The sequence below is a fragment of the Bacillus sp. PAMC28748 genome (assembly GCF_014250415.1).
Lineage (GTDB): Bacteria > Bacillota > Bacilli > Bacillales > Bacillaceae > Bacillus > Bacillus licheniformis.
The window spans coordinates 85,156-105,798 of record NZ_CP060192.1 but is presented as its reverse complement, the minus strand read 5'-3'; the positions used below and the strand labels follow the sequence as shown (position 1 = coordinate 105,798).

Genomic DNA, 20,643 nt, shown 5'->3' with positions numbered 1-20,643 from the left:
TGTTATATACTAAACAGGTGTGAGGGACAGCTGCGGATTAAAAGAGGTGACGTGACGAATGTGGATAGAAAAAAGAAGGTTTCCATCGCCGAACAAAGAGGTGCGCCTGTTTTCCGTCATATACCTTTCACAAGGACTCAAGGTTAAGGGGCTTTTGGCCGAACCGGCCGCTCCCGGAAATTATGACGGGTTTTTGTATTTGCGCGGCGGAATTAAAAACGTCGGGATGGTCAGACCGGGCCGAATCGTCCAGTTCGCTTCACAGGGCTTTGTCGTTCTTGCTCCGTTTTACAGGGGCAATCAAGGAGGAGAAGGCGATGAGGATTTTGCAGGTAATGACCGGGAAGATGCTTTTGCCGCTTTTCGTCTTCTTCAGAAGCACGAACTGGTAAAGGACGGACGCGTTCACATTTTTGGCTTTTCCCGCGGCGGAATTATGGGCATCTTAACGGCAATCGAAATGAAAGCAGCGGCCGCTTCGTTTGTGTCTTGGGGCGGTGTCAGCGACATGGTCATGACCTATCGCGAACGAAAAGATTTGCGGCGGATGATGAAGCGGGTCATCGGCGGGACGCCTGAAAAGGTTCCCGAAGCGTATGAATGGAGGACGCCTTTTGACGAGCTGGAGAAGATTGAAGCGCCCGTGCTTTTGATCCACGGAGCAAACGATGAAAATGTCTCCATCGAGCATGCGCGGCGTCTTGAGCGTGAACTTCTGCGAAGGAACAAGTCTGTGGATACGTGGTATTTCAGCCAATATACCCACTATTTTCCTCCGCGCGAAAACAGGCGGATTGTTAGAGAATTATCCCAATGGATGAAAAGCCGTCCTTGGACAAGTTATGGTAAACTAAAGTAAAAGAGAAAAGGAGGGGGACTTTAGGTGGGAATGCCAGTTGAATTTAACACGATGATTGTGACAAAAGGAAAAGAAACGCGGGTTGAGGAAAATGTGTTTACACTCGAGAAAGAAGGTTATCGGGTTTACCCTCTTCATGTGCCGCTTGAAGTCAGAAAGACCAAGCGGGGCGACATTACCGGCACCGCGCAGGCGGAGCGCCTTGAATGGTCAGACGGACGGACTCATTTAACATACAGGCTCGTATCATTAAATTCCACGAATTAAAAAAAGCCAAGGCGCGGATAGCGTCCTTGGCTTTTCTGTATTATGCAGGCACATTTTCCTCTTTTCCGATTCCTTTTTTGGAAGTCAGCCTGTGAATCAGCATGGTGAGAGCGCCGTCTCCTGTTACGTTCGTTGCTGTGCCCAAGCTGTCCTGGGCAAGGTAAAGAGCGATCATCAACGATACGCTAGTTTCATTAAAGCCGAGCATCGACTGCAACAATCCGGCAGCGGCCATGACGGCACCGCCTGGTGCACCGGGCGCTGCGACCATTGTGACGCCAAGCATTAAAATGAACGGCATCATGACCGAAAAAGTCGGCGTTTGACCGTTTAGAATCATCACGCCCATTGCACAGCTTGTCAGTGTAATTGTGCTTCCTGACAAATGAATGTTGGCCAGGAGCGGAACGGCGAAGTCAGCCACTTTTTGGCTTGCCCCCGTTTTTCTGACTTGTCTCAGCGTAACGGGAATCGTTGCCGCTGACGATTGTGTGCCGAGCGCGGTGAAGTATGCCGGTGCTACGATTTTCAACAGCGACAGCGGATTTCTGCCGTTTGCAGCACCCGCAACGGAGTACTGAATCAAGAGTATGACAAGGTGAAGCACGATAATCATCACGAAAACTTTCGCAAATACGGATAGAATCGTCTGCACCTGACCGCCGAACGTCATATTGGTGAAAATACCGAAAATATGAACAGGCAGTAACGGAATAATAATATATGATATCAGCTTTTCAACGATCGTTTGAAATTCATCAAACGCGTTTTTTAATGTTTTTCCGGGCAGATAAGCGATGCCGATCCCCATGATGAAAGCAAAAATCAGTGCGCTCATCACGCTCATAAACGGCGTCATTTCAATGGTGAAAAATCCTGCTTGCAGTACTTCTTCCGGATTTTTAAACTCCTGCAGCTGATGGCCGGAAATGATCGCGGGAAGAAGGTTTGAACCGACAAGGTACGCCAGGAGGCCTGCAAAAATGGTTGACGTGTAGGCGATACCTGCCGTAATGCCGAGGATTTTTCCGGCGCCGCTGCCGATTTGTCCGATGCCGGGAATAATAAAAGCGATAATAATAAAAGGAATGACAAATTTAATGAAGCTTCCAAAAATATCATTGAAAGTAGCTGCCGTTTTGACGAACCAAAGCGGAGCAAAGCTTCCGACGATAACACCAAGAACAATTGCCGTAATGATCCTTGGCAGTAATCCAAATTTCATAGATGTGTCCTCCTGAAATATACAAATGTTTTTATAATATTAACATATGAAAGATTTCTTTTGTTAAAAATAAAAAAAGTCTGTATTTTCAAATAATAATACTTGCAAATTGGAATCGTTTTATCTGAGGCGGTGCTTGACTGTCATCTTGATCATTGCCCAGGAAATGGCATCGGCCGCTGATAGGCGAAGAGGTTTTCGATAAACTGGATCAGCGCAGAAGATCTGCGCTGATGCAAGCGGGCTGAGTTAAACGAGCGGTCCTCCGGCTTTTTCGATGTTTTCCGTATTGGAGAACTTTTTGAAATTCTGTTTGAATGCATTCGCCAGGTGGATCGCTTTTTCCTCGTATTCGTTTTCATCTGTCCAAGTTTTGGCCGGGTCAAGCACTTGATCAGGCACACCCGGAACGTGGACAGGTGAATGAAGTCCGAAAATGCGGTCAGTCCTCATTTCGGCTTTATCCAGTTCTCCTTCTATTGCGGCCTGAACCATCGCTCTCGTATATGCGAGGCTCATTCTTTCCCCGGTTCCGTATCCGCCGCCGGTCCAGCCTGTATTGACGAGAAAGACGCCGACCCCGTGCTCATCGATTTTTCTTCCGAGCATTTCAGCGTACACATGTGCCGGAAGCGGGAGGAACGGTGAACCGAAGCAGGTCGAGAATGTGGCTTCAGGAGTGGTGATCCCGCGTTCGGTGCCGGCGAGCTTGCTTGTATATCCGCTCAGGAAATGATACATGGCTTGTTCTTTCGTTAACTTGCTGATCGGAGGAAGCACGCCGAAAGCATCTGCGGTCAAAAATACGATGGTCTGCGGGTGCGCTGCGATGCTCGGCTTGACGATGTTGTCAATCGCGTCAATCGGGTAAGCCGCTCTCGTGTTTTCCGTGTAGAATGAGTCGGAATAGTCCGGCTCTCCGGTTTTGCTGTCAACCACGACATTTTCGAGAACGGAACCGAAGCGGATCGCATTGTAAATCTGCGGTTCTTTTTCTTCGCTTAAGTTAATGCATTTGGCGTAGCAGCCTCCTTCAATGTTGAAAACGCCTGTGCTGGACCAGCCGTGTTCGTCGTCGCCGATCAGCTTCCGCTTCGGATCGGCGGAAAGCGTCGTTTTGCCTGTACCTGACAATCCGAAGAAGAGAGCAGTTCCGCCTTCCTCGCCAATGTTTGCCGAACAGTGCATCGGTAGAATGTTTTGTTCAGGCAGAAGAAAATTCATAATAGAAAAAATCGATTTTTTCATCTCTCCGGCATATTCGGTGCCTCCGATTAAGATCGTCCGCTTCTCAAACGACACGATGATAAACGTTTCAGATCTGGTTCCGTCAACGAGCGGATCGGCTTTGAAATGCGGAGCTGAAAGAATCGTAAACGGCTGTTCTTCAGGTTTTTTATCATGTTCTTCAGGTCTGATGAACAACTGTCTTGCAAACAGGTTGTGCCAGGCGAACTCGTTGACAACAGTAATCGGAAGCCGGTATTTTTCGTCTGCTCCTGCAAACCCTTCAAATACATACAATTCATCGCGTTCCTTTAAATAGCCGAGCACTTTTGCGTACAGCCGGTCAAAGGCGGCTTCTGAAATCGGCTGGTTTACTGCGCCCCAATCGATTTTGTCCTTTGTGCTCGCTTCTTCCACAATGAATTTGTCTTTTGGCGAGCGGCCGGTGTATGTACCGGTTGTTGCCCGCACGGCTCCGGAAGATGTCAAGACTCCTTCTTTGCGCTCAAGGATCTTTTCAACCAAATGGGGAACGGATAAGTTCATCTGAACGTTTTCGCCCGTTAATAGCGTTTGTAAGTCAGTTGTTAAATCTACAGAATTCATAAAAAACCTTCCTTTGCGTGTTTTTTAATGTGTATAACATTAATGTAGAATTAGTATAACACATTTACTCTTATAGTCTATACCGTTTCTTCATTTTTCGTTCGGGTTTTTTCTCGTAGGACAAGTTCAAATTTATTTCGGCCGATATTGACATAACAAGCCATTTTAAGATAAGATATTTCATTGAGCGGATACTCTTATCCCGAGCTGGTGGAGGGACAGGCCCAATGAAACCCAGCAACCGGTTTCTCTTATTAATGGAAAAAAACAGTTTCTGAGACAACTACGGTGCTAACCTGATGCAAGGTGTTCAATACCTTGAGCGATAAGAGTGAAAGGCACGCAATACCAGACCCTTTCCTCACCGAATAGGAAAAGGTTTTTTTATTGCATAAATCGAGATCCAAAAATTGCTAAAAAAACTGCCTTCAGGAGGAAGGTACTGGGCGTTTTTCACAGGACGTGAAAGGTTTTAGCCGAGTATCAAGCAGGAGGAAGGTACTGGGCGTTTTTCACAGGACGTGAAAGGTCTAGCCGGGCAACCAGTCAGGAAAAATTCTGCTAAGGGGAATTTCGACTCAGAATCTCGTCAAGAATAGCATAATGGAAATTGTTTCAAAACGAGAGCGTATGAAGCCCGAGTATCGTCATATAATCAAGAGGGACGAGTTCCGTATCATACTTAAGATCACGGCTGATCTTCATATACAGGAGGAAACATAAATGAGCAAAAACCGTCGGTTATTTACATCAGAGTCAGTTACGGAGGGACATCCGGACAAAATTTGCGACCAGATTTCGGATAGTATATTAGACGAAATTTTAAAGAAAGATCCGAATGCCCGCGTTGCCTGTGAAACATCTGTGACAACCGGATTGGTGCTGGTAAGCGGTGAAATCACGACGTCCACATACGTCGATATTCCGAAAACAGTCCGCGAAACGATTAAAGAAATTGGCTACACACGTGCAAAATACGGTTTTGATGCCGAAACTTGCGCGGTCTTAACGTCTATAGATGAACAGTCTCCAGACATTGCAATGGGAGTCGACCAGGCGCTTGAAGCGCGTGAAGGAGCAATGAGCGACGCTGAAATTGAAGCGATCGGAGCCGGAGACCAAGGTTTAATGTTCGGTTTTGCCTGCAACGAAACAAAGGAACTTATGCCGCTGCCGATTTCGCTTGCCCATAAATTGTCTCGCCGTTTGACAGAAGTCCGCAAAGAGGAAATTCTGCCGTATCTGCGTCCGGACGGAAAGACACAGGTAACCGTTGAGTATGATGAGAACAACAAGCCGATTCGCATCGATACAATCGTCATTTCGACTCAGCATCATCCTGAGATTTCGCTTGAACAAATCCAGCGCAATCTGAAAGAGCACGTCATCAATCCGGTAGTTCCAAAAGAGCTGATCGATGAAAACACGAAATACTTCATTAATCCTACGGGCCGTTTTGTTATCGGCGGACCGCAGGGGGATGCCGGTTTAACAGGGCGCAAAATCATCGTTGACACCTATGGCGGCTATGCCCGTCACGGAGGCGGAGCGTTTTCCGGCAAGGATGCGACAAAGGTTGACAGATCTGCAGCTTATGCAGCGAGATATGTAGCGAAAAATATCGTCGCCGCAGGCCTTGCTGATTCCTGTGAAGTACAGCTTGCCTACGCGATCGGTGTCGCTCAGCCGGTGTCCATTTCAATCGATACATTCGGTACAGGCAAAGCGAGTGAAGAAACATTGATCGAAGTGGTTCGCAAAAACTTTGATCTAAGACCTGCCGGCATTATTAAAATGCTCGATCTTCGCCGTCCGATTTACAAACAAACGGCAGCTTACGGACATTTCGGCCGCCTCGATCTCGATCTGCCTTGGGAGCGCACAGACAAAGCAGATCAGCTGAAGAAAGATGCATTAGGAGAATAACAACCGCATAGCCGCTTTAATAAGCGGCTTTGTTTTTCGATGGCAAAATGCGGGCGGATGTTGAAACTTGAAAAATATCCAGATTTAATATTGATGTGATATTGCCAGATACAAATATTTTAATATGAACATTTTTCAAGTTTCTTGAAACGTTTTTCTTTAAACACTTGTCTAATCAAGAAGCAGACTTTGATTTCTGCACGAAATTTAAAAAATCGGAGGCAATACTATGTGTGGATTTGTAGGGGTATTCAATCATCGCCCATCATCCGAGACAGCAGCACAGGAAGAACTGATTAAACAAATGAATGAAATGATTGTACACCGCGGTCCGGACGATGATGGGTACTATCATGATGAGCATGTAGGCTTCGGATTTAGAAGGCTCAGCATCATCGATGTGGAAAATGGAGGACAGCCTCTGTCTTATGAAGACGACTCCTATTGGATTATTTTTAATGGAGAAATCTATAACTATATAGAACTGAAAGACGAACTTCTTTCTAAAGGATACGAGTTCAAAACCGATTCAGATACGGAAGTTTTGCTTGCGACTTACCGCCACTACAAACAGGAAGCCGCTTCAAAGCTGCGCGGTATGTTTGCTTTTTTAATCTGGGATAAAAAAGAGCAGCTTCTATACGGAGCGCGCGATCCGTTCGGCATTAAGCCGCTCTATTTTACGAAAACGGACGGCCACGTTTATTTTGCGTCAGAAAGAAAGAGCCTGATGGCTGTCGATGCTGACTTGGAATTGAATGAAAAAGCGCTTCAGCAGTATACATCGTTCCAATTCGTTCCGGAGCCTGAGACGCTGGACAAAAAGGTGCAAAAAGTAGAGTCGGGCCATCAGTTTACCGTCCGCCCGGGTGAGGATATTCAATTTAAAACATACTGGAAAGTTCAATTCAAGCCGGTTCAGACAGAAGAAGACAAGCTTGTTCAGGAAGTAAGAGACGCGATCTTTGATTCTGTAAAAGTTCATATGCGAAGCGATGTGCCTGTAGGTTCCTTCCTTTCCGGGGGCATTGACTCGTCCTTTATCGTGTCAGTGGCGAAGCAATTCCATCCCAACTTAAAGACGTTCTCTGTCGGCTTTGAACATGAAGGCTTCAGCGAAGTTGACGTTGCGAAAGAAACCGCTGATAAGGTCGGCGTGGAAAACTTCAGCGCGATCATTTCCCCTGAGGAATATATGAACGAGCTTCCAAAGATCGTCTGGCATCTGGATGATCCTCTGGCAGACCCTGCTGCGATTCCTTTGTATTTTGTCGCGAAGGAAGCGAAGAAGCAAGTTACGGTTGTTTTGTCAGGAGAAGGGGCAGATGAGCTGTTCGGCGGTTACAATATTTACCGAGAGCCGCTTTCATTAAAGCCGTTTGAGCGGATCCCGTCCCCGCTGAAAAAGATGCTTCTGCGCGTAGCTTCAGCGATGCCGGAAGGAATGAAAGGGAAAAGCTTTTTAATGAGGGGCTGTACTCCTCTTGAAGATAGATATATCGGCAATGCAAAGATTTTTGAAGAAGGCATGAAATCAAAACTTCTTCGCCAATATGACAGCAACCTGTCTTACTGTGACGTGACAAAGCCATATTTTGAAGAAAGCAGGTCCTACAGCGAAATCAATAAAATGCAGTATGTCGATATCCACACATGGCTGCGCGGCGATATTTTGCTGAAGGCCGACAAAATGACGATGGCCAATTCGCTGGAGCTTCGCGTTCCGTTTTTGGACAAAGTCGTATTTGAAGCGGCTTCCAAAATTCCCGAAGAGCTGAAAACGAAAAACGGCACGACAAAATATCTTCTTAGAAAAGCGGCGGAAGGCATCGTTCCAGAACACGTGCTAAACCGCAAAAAACTAGGGTTCCCTGTGCCGATCCGCCACTGGCTGAAAAACGAAATGCATGACTGGGCCGTGAACATCATTAAAGAGAGCGAGACAGATGCATATATCCATAAAGATTACGTGCTTCAGCTTCTTGAAGACCACTGCGCCAACAAAGCGGATAACAGCCGCAAAATCTGGACGGTTCTCATCTTTATGATCTGGCACAGCATTTTCGTTGAAAAACGCTTTGTACCGGAAGAGCTGAACCATCAGCCAAAAGAGGTCATTATTGTTTAAGCCAAAAAAAGAAGGTTTTCGATTAACCGAAAACCTTCTTTTTTTATGCCGTTTTTTCTGCTGATAAATCTGCAAGCACGCTTTCACATTCGGAGAGGAGATTGTCAAAGATCACGTCCCACGACTGGGTAAGGGCATAGCTTCTCGCTTCGTATGCCATCCGTTTTTTTAACGATGGGTTGGAGAGGACGCGCAATATATTTGCGGTGAATGCTTCCGGATTTCTAGGTTCGGAAAGAAAACCGTTTCTTCCGTTCTGTATAAAATCTTTCAGGCCGCCGGAGTCTGCCCCGATAACAGGCGTCCCACAGGCGAGCGCTTCAAGGGCGGAATTTCCGAAGGTTTCCGTCGGAGAAGGAAAGACGAACAAATCTGAGCTCGCATAGATGCTTGCCAGCTCTTCTCCTTTGACATAGCCGGCAAAAGTCATGTTGAGGGGAGCTCGCTTCTCAAGCTCTTTTTTTAACGGGCCGTCTCCGGCGATCAGCCAGTGGACGTCATCTTTCAAAGCGGGGTGACTTGCGATCTTGAGCAGCGTCTCCAAGTCTTTTTCAGGTGCAAGCCTTCCGACATAGCTGAGGATATAGGTTTCCTTTATGCCGTATCGCTTGCGGATGTGTTCGGTTTGATGCGCCGGACTGAACTGCGAGCAGTCCACGCCGCGCTTCCAGATGGAGAGGTTCCTGAATTGTTTGGCTTTAAGCTGCATAAATGTTTCGCGCGAAGGCACAAAAACTTTTCGAAAATCTTTATGAAACCAGAGCATATATTTCCATAAGAGTTTGGAAAACATTTGAAGATCATAATATGAAAGGTACTGGTCAAAATCGGTATGGTAAGAGCCTACGACGGGGATGTTCCATTTCTTCGCAAGCTTGAGCCCCGCCAGGCCGATATTAAAAGGAGTCGCGATGTGAATGAGATCGGGATGGAATTCGCGGAGTTCTGATTTCATTTTGATGAGATTAGGAAGAGCGATTCTGCACTCGGGGTATAAGAAGAACGGCATGCTCGTAAAACGGCGGATGCGGCTCGAAAATTGTGTTTCATGCGTGCTTTCCGGCGCAAATACTTTATAGGGCATCCCGTTTTTTTCAAGATAATCCGTATACCTTTTCAGCGTTCTGGCGCAGCCGTTCACATCTGGTGTGAACGTGTCCGTAAATATCGCAATTTTCATCGTTTCCCCTCCTGTTTGTGTGTGAAAAATCAGTGACGCTTTGGAAGAAACGGCCGGCTTAGAAGATCATCGCCGACAAGGTTCCGACTGAAATCCCGAGGGCTGTGCCTGCCAGAACATCCGATGGATAATGAAGACCGAGATAAATCCTGGAGAGCCCCACACTGACGCCAACCGGTATTAATAAAAGCGCGAGTATCGGAAAGAATATCATTAACGGTGTAATAACAGAAAATACAGCTGTCGTATGTCCGGATGGAAAAGAATGATCCTTGAGCGGATTTTGCAAAACCTGAGTTTCCTTTAGCGTTAAATACGGCCGCTTTCTCGGATACAGCTTTTTGATCAGCATGACTTGAAGGTGGCTGACCAAAAGTGCAAGGGCGCTGGCCATCCCCGCTGTACGAACACTTCCCGAGCCGAACAGCAAGAGAGACAGGCAGAAATCGTGCACATAGCCCCTCCCAAATGAGTTGAGGAACGAAAATAACGGTTGAGTGTTTTTTGATGAAATAATCTGTTCATACCGAGGAAAATCCGGCATTCAAAGTTGTAAATGCCAACCATCAGTTTATTCAAATGTCCTAACCCCCTTTACATGTATGGCTGCTTCATTTTTTATTGTAAAAAATGAATGTTTAGCAAATGATAAGTATTTGTAAAGATTTCGGAAAAAGAAAAAAGCCGCAGACGCGTGCGGCCGAAAAGGTTTTTGCTTAAATTATCGGTGGAAAAATGGTAAAGTTGTAGCAAAGCTAATCTTTTTTTTGCAAGGATTTGTAGTATTGTCCTTTTTCAATATATTCTTTGCGTATTCTTTCCATTTCCTGTTTATCTTTGTCGGTTAACGGACGGATGACTTTGGCGGGCCTGCCGAATGCGAGGTGCCCGGACGGGATCTTTTTGCCAGGCGGGACAAGGCTGCCCGCCCCGATAAAAGCGCCTTCCCCGATCTCCGCTTCGTCAAGAATAATCGACCCCATTCCGATAAGGGCATGCTTTCGAATCACGGAGCTGTGCAATGTAACCTGATGGCCTACCGTCACACCGTCTTCAATCACGAGAGGGCGTTCAGGGCTTTGGTGCAGACAGGAAAGGTCTTGAATGTTCACACCTTTTCCAATTCTGACCGGGGCGACATCGCCGCGGATAACAGAAGAGAACCAAATGCTTGATCGCTCTCCGATTGTTACATCACCGGTGATGACCGCGTTGTCGGCGATAAACGCCGTTTCATGAATAACGGGTTCCGTTTTTTTATAAGGGTAGATCATAGGTTTCATCCTTTCATTTATAAAATTGTGTGAGGTGGTCAGCATGTGGTGCATGGAAGCGGAAAGACCTGTTGCTACAATCGTCATCATTCACGGTGCATGTGAGCATCACGGGCGGTATAAATGGCTGTCCGAAATGTGGCGTTCATCCGGCTTTAATGTCGTAATGGGGGATTTGCCCGGCCAGGGAACTTCGACAAGAGAAAGAGGACATATACGCTCTTTTCAAGAATATATTGATGAAGTGGACAAATGGGTCGCCAGGGCGAAAGCATTTGAACTGCCTGTGTTTATGCTCGGGCACAGCATGGGCGGCCTGATTGCGATCGAATGGTTTAAGCAGCAGCAAAGCGGCATTGCCGGTCTCATTTTATCATCCCCTTGTCTCGGGCTGCAATTAAAGCCGAACAAATTTCTGGACTTGATTTCCAAGGGGCTCAACGTTTTGGCGCCGTCTATGCGGTTTGAATCCGGGATCACGCCTGATAAAGCGACGAGAAACAAAGAAGTCATCGAAATGGACATCAACGATTCATTATATATCACAAAAGTTTCTGTCAGATGGTATCAAGAAATGTTAAAAGCGTTGAAAAGCGCGATGGAGCCGACGGACGCCTTTCTCAACATCCCGCTCTTTGTCATGCAGGCGGGCACCGACTGGCTTGTCGACAAAAAAATGGTCGTCAAGTGGTTTAACCAGCTTGCTTCCCACAATAAGACGTACAGGGAATGGGATGGCTTGTACCACGAAATTTTCAATGAGCCTGAACGGGAAGACGTTTTTAAAGCGGCCAGAGCGTTTGCGGAGCAGTATATAACATAATGGAGGTGCATTCTTTGGCAGTACCGGAGCATCCTTTTGGATTAATGGCTAAAGTATACAGAGAGGTTTTTCCCCTTGTTCATCAGGAATTGGACAAGTGGAAACGAAAAGCTGAAACGATTCAAAATCCCGAACTGAAAACGCAGGCGAAAGCCAGCATCAGGGATAAAACCTTTCACTGTGAAGGCGGCGGCATTATGGCCCTTCTTTCAGGAGACAAAATCGAGCAGTCGATCCGGTTTATTACGGCGTATCAGACGATAAGCGACTACCTCGACAATCTATGCGACCGGAGCACCTCGCTTGATCCGGATGATTTCACCATGCTTCACCAGTCGATGAAAGACGCGCTGACAGTCGGGGCTGAATTGAAAAACTATTACCGGTTCAGGGAAGATCAGGATGATCAAGGCTATTTGCACGACTTAGTGAAAACATGTCAAGGCGTGCTTGCGGAAATTGAGAACTATGATCTGATCAAGGAGCATCTGATTGAGCTTTGCAGCTACTATTGCGACCTGCAAGTTCATAAACACGTAGTGGAGCATGAGCGTGTTCCCCGGCTCGAAGCGTGGTTTGAGAATTATAAATCGGCTCTGCCGAAAATGGAATGGTATGAGTTCTCGGCCTGTGCGGGTTCAACGCTCGGCATCTTCTGCCTCGTATCGTATTCCGTCCGTCCCGATTTTACTGAATCGATGGCCGGAAAGATCCGCGACAGCTATTTTCCGTACATACAGGGACTGCACATCCTGCTCGATTATTTAATTGACCAGGAGGAAGATTTAATCGGCGGGGATTTGAATTTCTGCACTTATTACCCATCACATTCAGATATGATGGAAAGGCTCGAATATTTCATCGAAATGGCGGATGAACATTTGCGCGGGATTCCGCACGAAAACTTTCACCGTTTGATCAACAGAGGACTGTTAGGCGTTTATTTGTCGGATGACAAAGTAGCGGGCCAGAAGGAAATCGGCCGGCTTGCGAAAAAGCTGATTAAAGCGAGCGGCAAAACATCTTTCTTTTTCTATATTAACGGCAGGGCATACCGCAAAATTCAAAAAATGCCGTGGATGAAAAGCTCGTAAAGAAAAGCTCAAACCGTTTATCGGCTTGAGCTTTTGCCGTTTATAAGCTTTCCGTCCGGTATTGTTTTTCAAGCACAAAGCGCTTATTATACCGGAAGCTTTTTTCCCATTTAGAAACAACGATGCAGGCGACAGCATGACCCGGCACGTTCACGCCTGTTCGCGCCATGTCCATCACGCGGTCCACTCCCGCGATAATCGCGACTCCTTCAGCGGGAAGGCCGACTGCGTTGGCGGTAGCCAGAAGGACGACGAGCGAGCCAGATGGCACGGCGGCGATCCCTTTGCTTGTCATCACTAGCACGAGCATCATGAGCAATTGCTGGGAAATGCTCATGTCTATATTGAAAGCCTGCGCCAAAAAGATACAGGCGACCGATAAATATAGGCTGGAGCCGTCGCAATTCAGAGATAAGCCTGAAGGAACCACGAAGGAAACGACCCGTTTTGGGCAGCCGTATTTCTCCATGCGGTCCATCAGCTGCGGCAAGACTGTTTCTGTGCTCGTCGTGGAGAACGCGATCAGAAACAAATCCCAAATCATTTTCAGGACTTCGAAGTATTTAATTTTAAAAACAAGACCGACGATCGGAAATAAAACAAAAAGAACGAGAAACAGTCCGAGAAAAACAGTGCCGACTAATTTTAACATAGGAAGCAGGAGCTCGATGCCGTATTGCCCGACGGATGCGGCCATAAGAGCAAGCACGCCGATAGGCGCTGTGACCATCACCATCTGCGTCAGCTTGAACATGATGTTGGCAACAGATTCAAAAAACTTCATGACAGGTTCCGAGGCTTTGCCGATCCCGGCAGCTGCAACGCCGAACAATATCGCAAAGAAGATCACGGCGAGCAAATCATTTCTGGCCATGACGTCAACGATGTTGGTAGGAATGATATCGAGGATCATTTGTTTAATATCGACCACTTTTTCCGTGTAGCCCGAGAGTTCGTCGATATCCTTTTTGGCCAAATGGGAAAGGTCAAGGCCGACGCCGGGCTTTAACACATTAGCCAAAAGCAGCCCGAGTCCGAGCACGAACGTCGTAATCACTTCAAACCAAATAATCGTCTTGATGCCGAGGCTGCCCATTTTTTTCATGCTTCCGCTTCCGGCCGCTCCGATGACAATTGTAGAAAAAACGATTGGAACGACGATCATTTTAATCAGACGGATAAATCCGTCTCCGACGGGGCGCAGCGCCATTCCGAAATCAGGGAAGAAATGTCCGATAACTGCTCCAATGGCGAGTGCGATCAAAATTTGATAAGCGATAAATTTTTTCAAAGCGAAATCCCTCCGTATTTTCCATGAGTTTTCAATAATTTCGCGACAAAGAGTGAAACCACCTCCATTATTTGGTGTTTTTTAGAAAATTCCGAAATCTAAAGTGTTCATATTTTATTTTGATATCGCTTACATTATGTTTGAATGAAAAAAATCCTCCAAACGGAGGATTTCAGGCTGTCACTTTTGGACCGCTTCTTTCTTTTCGATCGCAATGATAAACGGCGGATCGTTTCGCTGGTTTAAATATTGGTAACAGAGGACACGGGCCGTATCCTGGTCGAGCGATGCACAAAATTCGAGCAGGGCGTCTTTTTCCCGCTTTCCTTCGGGATGGCCATGGTAGACGACAAGCACGATCAGCCCCTCATTTTTCAGGATTTTGAGAAGCTGCTTGATGCTGGCGATGGTCGAATCGCTTTTTGTCGTCACCGATTTGTCGCCTCCCGGAAGATATCCGAGGTTAAACACGGCTGCTGCCACCTTGCCTGAGATGTCGTCAGGAAGCGAAGTGGTGAGCTCATCATGGCTTTTTTGAATCAATGTCACCCGGTCTTTATACTCGTTTCCAAGTCTTTCGGCAGTATTCATAAGAGCTGCTTCTTGAATGTCAAAGGCATAGACATGCCCGCTTTCACCGACAAGTTCAGCTAAAAAGTGAGTATCATGTCCGTTTCCCATTGTCGCATCAATGACGATGTCTCCTTCGCCTGCGGCTGTTTTCAGCAGTTCTTTCGCATACGGGAGGATTTTCTTGAGCTTCATGTGGCCATGCCTTCTTTCGCCTTGTTGAACCATTTCCCCTGATGGCTGCCGCGCCTTTCCAATTCCCCGTTGATGGCGTTTAAGACTTCCCATTTATTGACGCTCCACATCGGTCCGACCATCAATTCGATCGGTCCGTCACCCGTAATCCGGTGAATGATCATTTCCGGCGGAAGAATTTCAAGCTGATCGCAAACAAGCTGGACATATTCATCTTGAGAAAGGAACGTTAATTTTCCTTTTTCATACTGCTTCACCATTGGTGTCCCTTTTAACAGGTGGAGCAGATGGATTTTAATCCCCTGCACGTCCAAATCGGCGACGGCTTTTGCGGTTTCCATCATCATGCCGCGGTCTTCGAGAGGCAGTCCGTTAATGATGTGGGAGCAGACCCGGATGCCGTGTTTCCTCAGCTTGTTCACGCCTTCCACGTAGCAGTCGAAATCATGGGCGCGGTTGATCAAATCAGCCGTCCGTTCATGAACGGTCTGAAGGCCGAGCTCCACCCAGAGGTATGTGCGTTCATTAAGCTCGGCAAGATATTCGACAACATCGTCAGGTAGACAATCCGGCCGGGTAGCGATTGAAAGGCCGACTACGCCGTCAAGGCCGAGGACGGTCTCGTATTTTTCGCGAAGAACGCTGACGGGAGCGTGCGTATTCGTAAATGCTTGAAAGTACGCCATGTATTTGCCGTCTTTCCATTTTTCATGCATTCTGTCGCGCACTTCATTAAATTGGGTAATCAGATCGTCGGCGCGGTTTCCCGCAAAGTCTCCGCTCCCTGCGGCGCTGCAAAATGTGCATCCGCCGTGTGCGACCGTACCGTCGCGGTTCGGGCAGTCAAAGCCTCCGTCAAGGGCGACTTTAAACACTTTATGACCGAAATGATTTCTTAAATGATAATTCCATGTATGATATCGTTTTTCACTGTTCGTATATGGAAAAGGGTTGTTCTGATGCAAACAAAAGGACCTCCTTTTAGTATCACGCATCCTAAAATTGTAGCAAATAAACACGATAAGAACAAACCGATTCCCAATTATTTTCTTCAATGATCACAGCTGTGATGGCCAAACTAATCACGATGGATTTTTCCATTAAGGAGGGGTTTTCTTTGGCTACAAGACAATCCGTCGGAGAGCACATCCAAAGAAGCGAAGATGCTTATGATTATGCTTTATCTCAATTTGAAACTGCAAGCAGGCAGGAACATTACAATGAGACAGAGTACAGCGATGCGCAGCTGATGCTTGAAAACGCGGTCAATGAATTAAACAAGCTTTCGCTGTTTGCCAATGAGCAGCAAAGGGAGGAAATTCACCGCAAAAGGCTCCAGCTGCAAACCCTTCAAAACAATATGATTCTGCAGAGATCGTATGAAAGATGAACCCTTTTTGAAAGGGTTCATTTTTTTGAAAAAAGCGATTGACAAAAAAGGACGATGTCTATATTGTATTAAGTGTACTACATCGAGTAATACAGTTAACACACACATGTAAAGGAGCAATACTCATGAGTGATAAACATAAAAAAGTAACGCCAATGGTTGTCGTGGCGTTTATCATTGCCTGTTCGTTCTTGTTTGTACTTGCGAAGCTGGGCTTTATGATTCAAGAAAATTTGGGATATGTGTTTTTTTAAAAGTGAATAACGCTGAGATTGAACGAGAAAGAAGGGAGATAGATGATTCAAATCGATCCGAGAAGCTCAACCCCAATCTATGAGCAGATCATCCAGCAGATGAAAGAGCTGTGCTTAAAAGGGATAATCAAGCCTGGAGATAAACTTCCTTCTGTCAGAGAGCTTGCAACCATTATCATTGCAAACCCGAATACGGTCAGCAAAGCCTATAAAGAACTTGAACGGGAAGGGATTATTGAAACGTTGAGGGGAAGAGGAACGTATATTTCAGAAAACGCGAAAGTTACGCTTGATGAAGGGAAGATTGCGATGATTAAAGAGCAGTTAAAGCAGCTGATCATCGATGCGCATTACGCGGGGATCGACACCAAAAAGCTGCAGGAGTGGATGGCGGAAATCGACGAAGAAGTGAGAGGAGGCGAAGTGAATGATTGAGCTCAAATCTGTTTCAAAAACGATTGACGGAAAACAAATACTTAAAGACATCTCCTTTAAGCTGGAGGAAGGAGAGATTTTCGGACTTCTCGGAAGAAACGGCTCAGGAAAAACGACGCTTCTTCGCCTGATTCAGCAAATCCTGCTGCCTGATGAGGGAGATATCTTTTTCGGCAGCGTCAAGGTGAAGGATCATCCGCTCGTCAAGCGCAACATCGTCTATATGCCCGTTCAAAACACCTATTTCGAAAAATACAATTACAAACAGCTCGTCAATATTTTGCGTAACATTTATCCGGACTTTGATGTTACATATGCAAATGAATTAATGAACCGATACGATATTCCCGAAACAAAAAAGTACAGGGAATTGTCTACAGGATTGAAAAAGCAAATGTCGCTGATCCTGTCATTTGCGATCCGGCCGGCGGTCATCCTGCTTGATGAGCCGACAGACGGCATTGATGCCGTCACAAGACAAGACGTTCTTCAGCTGATGGTCGATGAAGTGGCTGAAAACAACACGACGATTCTCATCACATCTCACCGGCTTGAGGACATTGAAAGAATGTGCAACCGAATCGGTTTTCTCGAAGACAATACATTGTCGAACATCATGGATCTTGATGAACTGAAAGGCGATTTTATTAAAATTCAAATGGCATTTGAAGAAGATGTCAATTTAAAAATCAGGGAAAGGGAAATCCCTGTTTTGGACCACACCGGCGTCTTTTATACGGTATTGGTTCCGAAAGAAGACAATGTGAGCAAACAATTTCTTAAAAGTTTGTCTCCGAAAGTTTGGAACGAGCTTCCGGTCAGTCTTGAGGAAGTATTCATCGCGAAGTATGGAGGTAAGCGAAGATGGTAGACCGCGGACTTTTATATAAAGAATGGAAACAGCATTTCTGGATTTTTTTAGTTGTTTTTGCAGCGGTGTTGCTGAGTGAACCGCTTGCGATTTTGAATGATTATTTCCAGTACCAGGGATGCCTTGCAGAACAGAAAAAATTTCCCGATATAGAGTGCGTTTTATATAAAGATTATGGGGTAAGCGGGGCCATGAGAATGTTCTGGGTTGGCGGAGTCGCGCTTGCGATCAGCCAGATCGGGTTTGAACGGAGCAGAGGAACGCTTGACTTTACACTCGGCCTCCCTTACAAGCGCGGCGTCATTTTCAATACTAAATATTTCTTCGGCATTTCAATTCTTATAACAGCCCAGCTATTATCTTACTTGTTATCTTACGCTTTGATTATTTTGTATAACGTTGACGTTGTCTTTTTCCATGAGTATTTTATCGGGGCGGTTATCTTCTGCTTTATGGTCTACTCGCTTGTCATGGCGGCGGGCGCGATGACCGGCAATCCGCTGGCCCAGATGATCGTTGCTTTTTCAGCGTCGATTCTGCCGTATTTGCTGATCGGCCTTCCGCTGGCCAACTTACGAATCATCCTGGGTTTCTTTGGGCATGACCCTGCTTTCTTTTATGGTGAAACAGAACTACTAGATTATATAACGCCGATCATATACCTCAACAGTTTCGGCATTCAAGACGGCAGCCTGGCCTTTACGCTTATTCCGCTCGCCATGGGGATCTTGTTTTATATAATCGGCTATTTCTGCTTTATCAAACAGCAGCTTGAACGGAACGGACATTTTTTCCTTTGGAGAAAAATGGATCGTCCGATCCAGATTCTCGTGATTTTATTCGGCATCTGGGGATTCGGCACAGCCGCTGCTTCGAGTCTGTTCAGCTATATATTCGGTATGTTGATCGGTTCGGCAGTCGGATTTTTAATCAGTTACTTCTTGATTTTCAAAAAAATAAAACAGCTGTAATCATTAATGGAGAGGAGATTTACAAATGATCAGTGTAAAGCATATTCACCACTCGTTTAAAGTCGGCAAAAAGGGAAGGGAAAATGAAATTAAGGTGTTAAAGGACGTCTCGCTTACCGTTGAAAAAGGAGAAATCGCCTGTATTGTCGGACGGAGCGGCTCCGGAAAGTCGACACTGCTGAACTTGATTTCCGGCTACATCGCCCCGACAAAAGGGAAGATCATGATTGACGGCACGGATGTCACGAAGTACAGCGAGAAAGAATGGGCCGCATTCAGGCTTGAACATTTCGGCTTCATCTTTCAAAGTTTTCAGCTGATTCCGAGCTTGACGACTTTCGAAAATATCGAACTTCCCCTGACTTTAAAAGGTGTTCATCCGTCGGAGCGGAAGCAGCGCGTCAACGAGATGCTCCACCGCGTCGGCCTTGAAAACCACGCCGGCCACTATCCGAATGAGCTTTCAGGCGGACAGCAGCAGCGCGTCAGCATCGCCCGCGCTTTGATTTTGAATCCTTCAATCATTTTAGCCGACGAGCCGACCGGAAGCCTGGATTCCGAAACAGAGCAGGAAATCCTTGAATTCATTCGGCAGCTGAACAGGGAACGCGGCATTACATTTGTCATCATCACGCACGATGACGAGGTGGCATCGATCGCCAATACGAAATTTCATTTATCTGACGGCGTGTTAGAGAAAGGGGAAGAGACTGTTGAAGTTTAAGGACCAGTTGAAGTTCATTAGAAGAAATATGAGGAAAAACCGCCTGCGTGTATTCATGACCATTCTCGCAACAACGGTGGCCTGCGCGTTTTTAATCGTGCTCGCATCGGTCGGATTCGGACTGCAAAAATCAATGACTGAACAGCTGATGAAAGAGCAGATCGTAACCGAGATAAATGTTGTCGGAAAAGAAGGGCAAAGCGATCAAAAGGTTCAAAAGAAAGACCTGAAAGAATTTGAAAACCGCAAAGATGTGTCCGCGATTATCGAGCGCACAAACGTGTTCGCACCTGCTGAAGCAAAATTGGGCAACAGGACCAATAATCAAATGTCGAATATTACAATTACCGACATGGCCGCTGAGCAAAAAGCCAATATCAAACTCGATCGCGGCCGCGTAGCGAAAACACCGAATGAAATTGTCGTCGGCTACCATTTCGGGAAGAACCTCTGGACGAAAAAGGAAGCCGCAGATTATGAAAAGCAGATGGAAAATAATGCTGAGGAAGCAAAAGAGCCGAAAGGATACGAAGAAGATATTCTCGGCAAAACGATTGAATTAAAGATCTCAAAAATGGATGAAAAAACAGGAGAAGAAGGGGAAGCGAAAACATATGATCTGAAAGTTGTCGGAGTGACAAAAAAACCTTCGTATGAATGGGCGAGCGATTCAACAGTCTATGTCAGCAACGGCATGCAAAAAGACATCACCGGCTTTCTGAAGTCGGAAAAAGACAGCGGCATGATCGAAAAAACGCTTTCGGTTTACGCGGATAACTTTGAACATGTCGGACAGCTGACAACAGATTTGGAGGATGAAGGCTACTACGTCGATTCAATAACGAAAAAGCTCGATAGCATCAATCTTTTTTTCATGGCTTTTAAAATCGGTCTGATCTTTGTCGGAGTCATTGCCGTCTTGATTTCAGCGATCGGGATTTTCAACACGATGACAATGGCGGTTACAGAGCGGACGCAGGAAATCGGCATTATGAAAGCGATCGGTGCAAGCCCGAATGTGATCCGAAAAATGTTCCTGCTGGAAAGCGCCTATATCGGCATCTTAGGATCTGTTTTAGGTATTATCATTTCATACGGTGTCAGCTTTTTAGTGAACAAGATTATACCTGTCATTTTATCATCGGTTTCAGAAGGAGAAGCGAGTGCGGCAGAGCTCAGTATCACCTTCTCGCATATTCCGGTCAGTCTTGTCCTCATCGCGACATTGATCAGTGCGGGTGTCGCCATTCTTTCCGGCCTGAATCCGGCCATTAAAGCGACAAGAACGAACGTGCTGACAGCATTAAGAAGAGAGCTTTAGGAAAAAAGCCGG

Annotated in this window: 20 protein-coding genes, 1 pseudogene and 1 riboswitch; of the genes and pseudogenes, 13 read left to right on the top strand and 8 right to left on the bottom strand. The window is 46.2% G+C overall.

The window, feature by feature from the left end; translation table 11 throughout:
* Positions 1 to 58 precede the first annotated feature (58 nt).
* On the top strand, positions 59 to 859 hold the full coding sequence (locus H7F26_RS00515; protein WP_061566006.1) for an alpha/beta hydrolase family protein: 801 nt from the start codon (positions 59 to 61) through the stop codon (positions 857 to 859).
* A gap of 24 nt (positions 860 to 883) precedes the next feature.
* Positions 884 to 1,126: a DUF2584 domain-containing protein gene (locus H7F26_RS00510; protein ID WP_009329422.1), complete on the top strand. Its 243-nt coding sequence runs from the start codon at positions 884 to 886 to the stop codon at positions 1,124 to 1,126.
* A gap of 40 nt (positions 1,127 to 1,166) precedes the next feature.
* On the opposite strand, the gene H7F26_RS00505 is transcribed toward H7F26_RS00510, so the two are convergent.
* Together H7F26_RS00505 and pckA are read right to left on the bottom strand one after the other, a co-directional pair.
* Positions 1,167 to 2,351: a dicarboxylate/amino acid:cation symporter gene (locus H7F26_RS00505; protein ID WP_003184590.1), complete on the bottom strand. Its 1,185-nt coding sequence runs from the start codon at positions 2,349 to 2,351 to the stop codon at positions 1,167 to 1,169.
* A 249-nt stretch (positions 2,352 to 2,600) separates the two neighbouring features.
* Positions 2,601 to 4,184: a phosphoenolpyruvate carboxykinase (ATP) gene (pckA, locus tag H7F26_RS00500; protein ID WP_061566007.1), complete on the bottom strand. Its 1,584-nt coding sequence runs from the start codon at positions 4,182 to 4,184 to the stop codon at positions 2,601 to 2,603.
* A gap of 194 nt (positions 4,185 to 4,378) precedes the next feature.
* Positions 4,379 to 4,516, top strand: a riboswitch (SAM riboswitch).
* A gap of 391 nt (positions 4,517 to 4,907) precedes the next feature.
* On the opposite strand from pckA, the gene metK reads away from it, so the two are divergent.
* Positions 4,908 to 6,110 carry a methionine adenosyltransferase gene (gene metK, locus H7F26_RS00495; protein WP_003184586.1) on the top strand — a complete coding sequence of 401 codons (1,203 nt, stop codon included), beginning with the start codon at positions 4,908 to 4,910 and terminating at the stop codon, positions 6,108 to 6,110.
* 229 nt (positions 6,111 to 6,339) lie between these two features.
* A complete protein-coding gene (asnB, locus tag H7F26_RS00490; protein ID WP_003184584.1) occupies positions 6,340 to 8,238 on the top strand; it encodes an asparagine synthase (glutamine-hydrolyzing) in 1,899 nt (632 codons plus the stop codon).
* 43 nt (positions 8,239 to 8,281) lie between these two features.
* Here the strand turns inward: asnB and H7F26_RS00485 are convergent, their stop codons facing one another.
* From H7F26_RS00485 to H7F26_RS00475, 3 genes and pseudogenes are all read right to left on the bottom strand, one after another.
* Positions 8,282 to 9,418 (bottom strand): glycosyltransferase family 4 protein, encoded by a 1,137-nt coding sequence (locus H7F26_RS00485; protein ID WP_025808465.1) that lies wholly within the window; start codon positions 9,416 to 9,418, stop codon positions 8,282 to 8,284.
* 58 nt (positions 9,419 to 9,476) lie between these two features.
* A pseudogene (locus H7F26_RS00480) lies at positions 9,477 to 9,985 on the bottom strand (phosphatase PAP2 family protein).
* Between the two features lie 188 nt (positions 9,986 to 10,173).
* Entirely contained in the window at positions 10,174 to 10,692 is a 519-nt protein-coding gene (locus H7F26_RS00475) for a gamma carbonic anhydrase (protein WP_009329418.1), read from the bottom strand.
* Between the two features lie 43 nt (positions 10,693 to 10,735).
* On the opposite strand from H7F26_RS00475, the gene H7F26_RS00470 reads away from it, so the two are divergent.
* Both H7F26_RS00470 and H7F26_RS00465 read left to right on the top strand, forming a co-directional pair.
* Positions 10,736 to 11,515 carry an alpha/beta hydrolase gene (locus H7F26_RS00470; protein ID WP_021837661.1) on the top strand — a complete coding sequence of 260 codons (780 nt, stop codon included), beginning with the start codon at positions 10,736 to 10,738 and terminating at the stop codon, positions 11,513 to 11,515.
* Positions 11,516 to 11,529: 14 nt separating this feature from the next.
* On the top strand, positions 11,530 to 12,609 hold the full coding sequence (locus tag H7F26_RS00465) for a tetraprenyl-beta-curcumene synthase family protein (protein WP_003184575.1): 1,080 nt from the start codon (positions 11,530 to 11,532) through the stop codon (positions 12,607 to 12,609).
* Between the two features lie 40 nt (positions 12,610 to 12,649).
* On the opposite strand, the gene gltP is transcribed toward H7F26_RS00465, so the two are convergent.
* From gltP to H7F26_RS00450, 3 genes are all read right to left on the bottom strand, one after another.
* Positions 12,650 to 13,900 (bottom strand): glutamate-aspartate/proton symporter GltP, encoded by a 1,251-nt coding sequence (gltP, locus tag H7F26_RS00460; protein WP_003184573.1) that lies wholly within the window; start codon positions 13,898 to 13,900, stop codon positions 12,650 to 12,652.
* Between the two features lie 180 nt (positions 13,901 to 14,080).
* Positions 14,081 to 14,665, bottom strand: coding sequence for a tRNA 5-(aminomethyl)-2-thiouridylate-methyltransferase MnmM (locus H7F26_RS00455; protein ID WP_003184571.1), 585 nt, complete (start codon positions 14,663 to 14,665; stop codon positions 14,081 to 14,083).
* Complete coding sequence (locus tag H7F26_RS00450) at positions 14,662 to 15,630, bottom strand: tRNA modification radical SAM protein MnmL/YtqA (RefSeq protein ID WP_003184569.1); 969 nt, start codon at positions 15,628 to 15,630, stop codon at positions 14,662 to 14,664. The genes H7F26_RS00455 and H7F26_RS00450 overlap by 4 nt, the downstream gene beginning before the upstream one ends.
* Positions 15,631 to 15,782: 152 nt before the next feature.
* Here H7F26_RS00450 and H7F26_RS00445 point away from each other — a divergent pair, with 152 nt between their 5' ends.
* The 7 genes from H7F26_RS00445 (at position 15,783) to H7F26_RS00420 (ending at position 20,631) form a co-directional block, all read left to right on the top strand.
* Complete coding sequence (locus tag H7F26_RS00445; protein ID WP_003184568.1) at positions 15,783 to 16,055, top strand: YtzC family protein; 273 nt, start codon at positions 15,783 to 15,785, stop codon at positions 16,053 to 16,055.
* Between the two features lie 125 nt (positions 16,056 to 16,180).
* Complete coding sequence (locus H7F26_RS21800; RefSeq protein WP_016885611.1) at positions 16,181 to 16,309, top strand: hypothetical protein; 129 nt, start codon at positions 16,181 to 16,183, stop codon at positions 16,307 to 16,309.
* A 42-nt stretch (positions 16,310 to 16,351) separates the two neighbouring features.
* Positions 16,352 to 16,744 carry a GntR family transcriptional regulator gene (locus H7F26_RS00440; protein ID WP_003184565.1) on the top strand — a complete coding sequence of 131 codons (393 nt, stop codon included), beginning with the start codon at positions 16,352 to 16,354 and terminating at the stop codon, positions 16,742 to 16,744.
* A complete protein-coding gene (locus H7F26_RS00435) occupies positions 16,737 to 17,615 on the top strand; it encodes an ATP-binding cassette domain-containing protein (RefSeq protein WP_003184563.1) in 879 nt (292 codons plus the stop codon). The genes H7F26_RS00440 and H7F26_RS00435 overlap by 8 nt, the downstream gene beginning before the upstream one ends.
* Positions 17,609 to 18,586 carry a permease gene (locus H7F26_RS00430; protein WP_003184561.1) on the top strand — a complete coding sequence of 326 codons (978 nt, stop codon included), beginning with the start codon at positions 17,609 to 17,611 and terminating at the stop codon, positions 18,584 to 18,586. Before H7F26_RS00435 ends, H7F26_RS00430 begins: the two co-directional genes overlap by 7 nt.
* A gap of 25 nt (positions 18,587 to 18,611) precedes the next feature.
* Entirely contained in the window at positions 18,612 to 19,310 is a 699-nt protein-coding gene (locus tag H7F26_RS00425; RefSeq protein ID WP_003184560.1) for an ABC transporter ATP-binding protein, read from the top strand.
* Positions 19,300 to 20,631 carry an ABC transporter permease gene (locus H7F26_RS00420; protein ID WP_003184558.1) on the top strand — a complete coding sequence of 444 codons (1,332 nt, stop codon included), beginning with the start codon at positions 19,300 to 19,302 and terminating at the stop codon, positions 20,629 to 20,631. Before H7F26_RS00425 ends, H7F26_RS00420 begins: the two co-directional genes overlap by 11 nt.
* Positions 20,632 to 20,643: the final 12 nt, after the last annotated feature.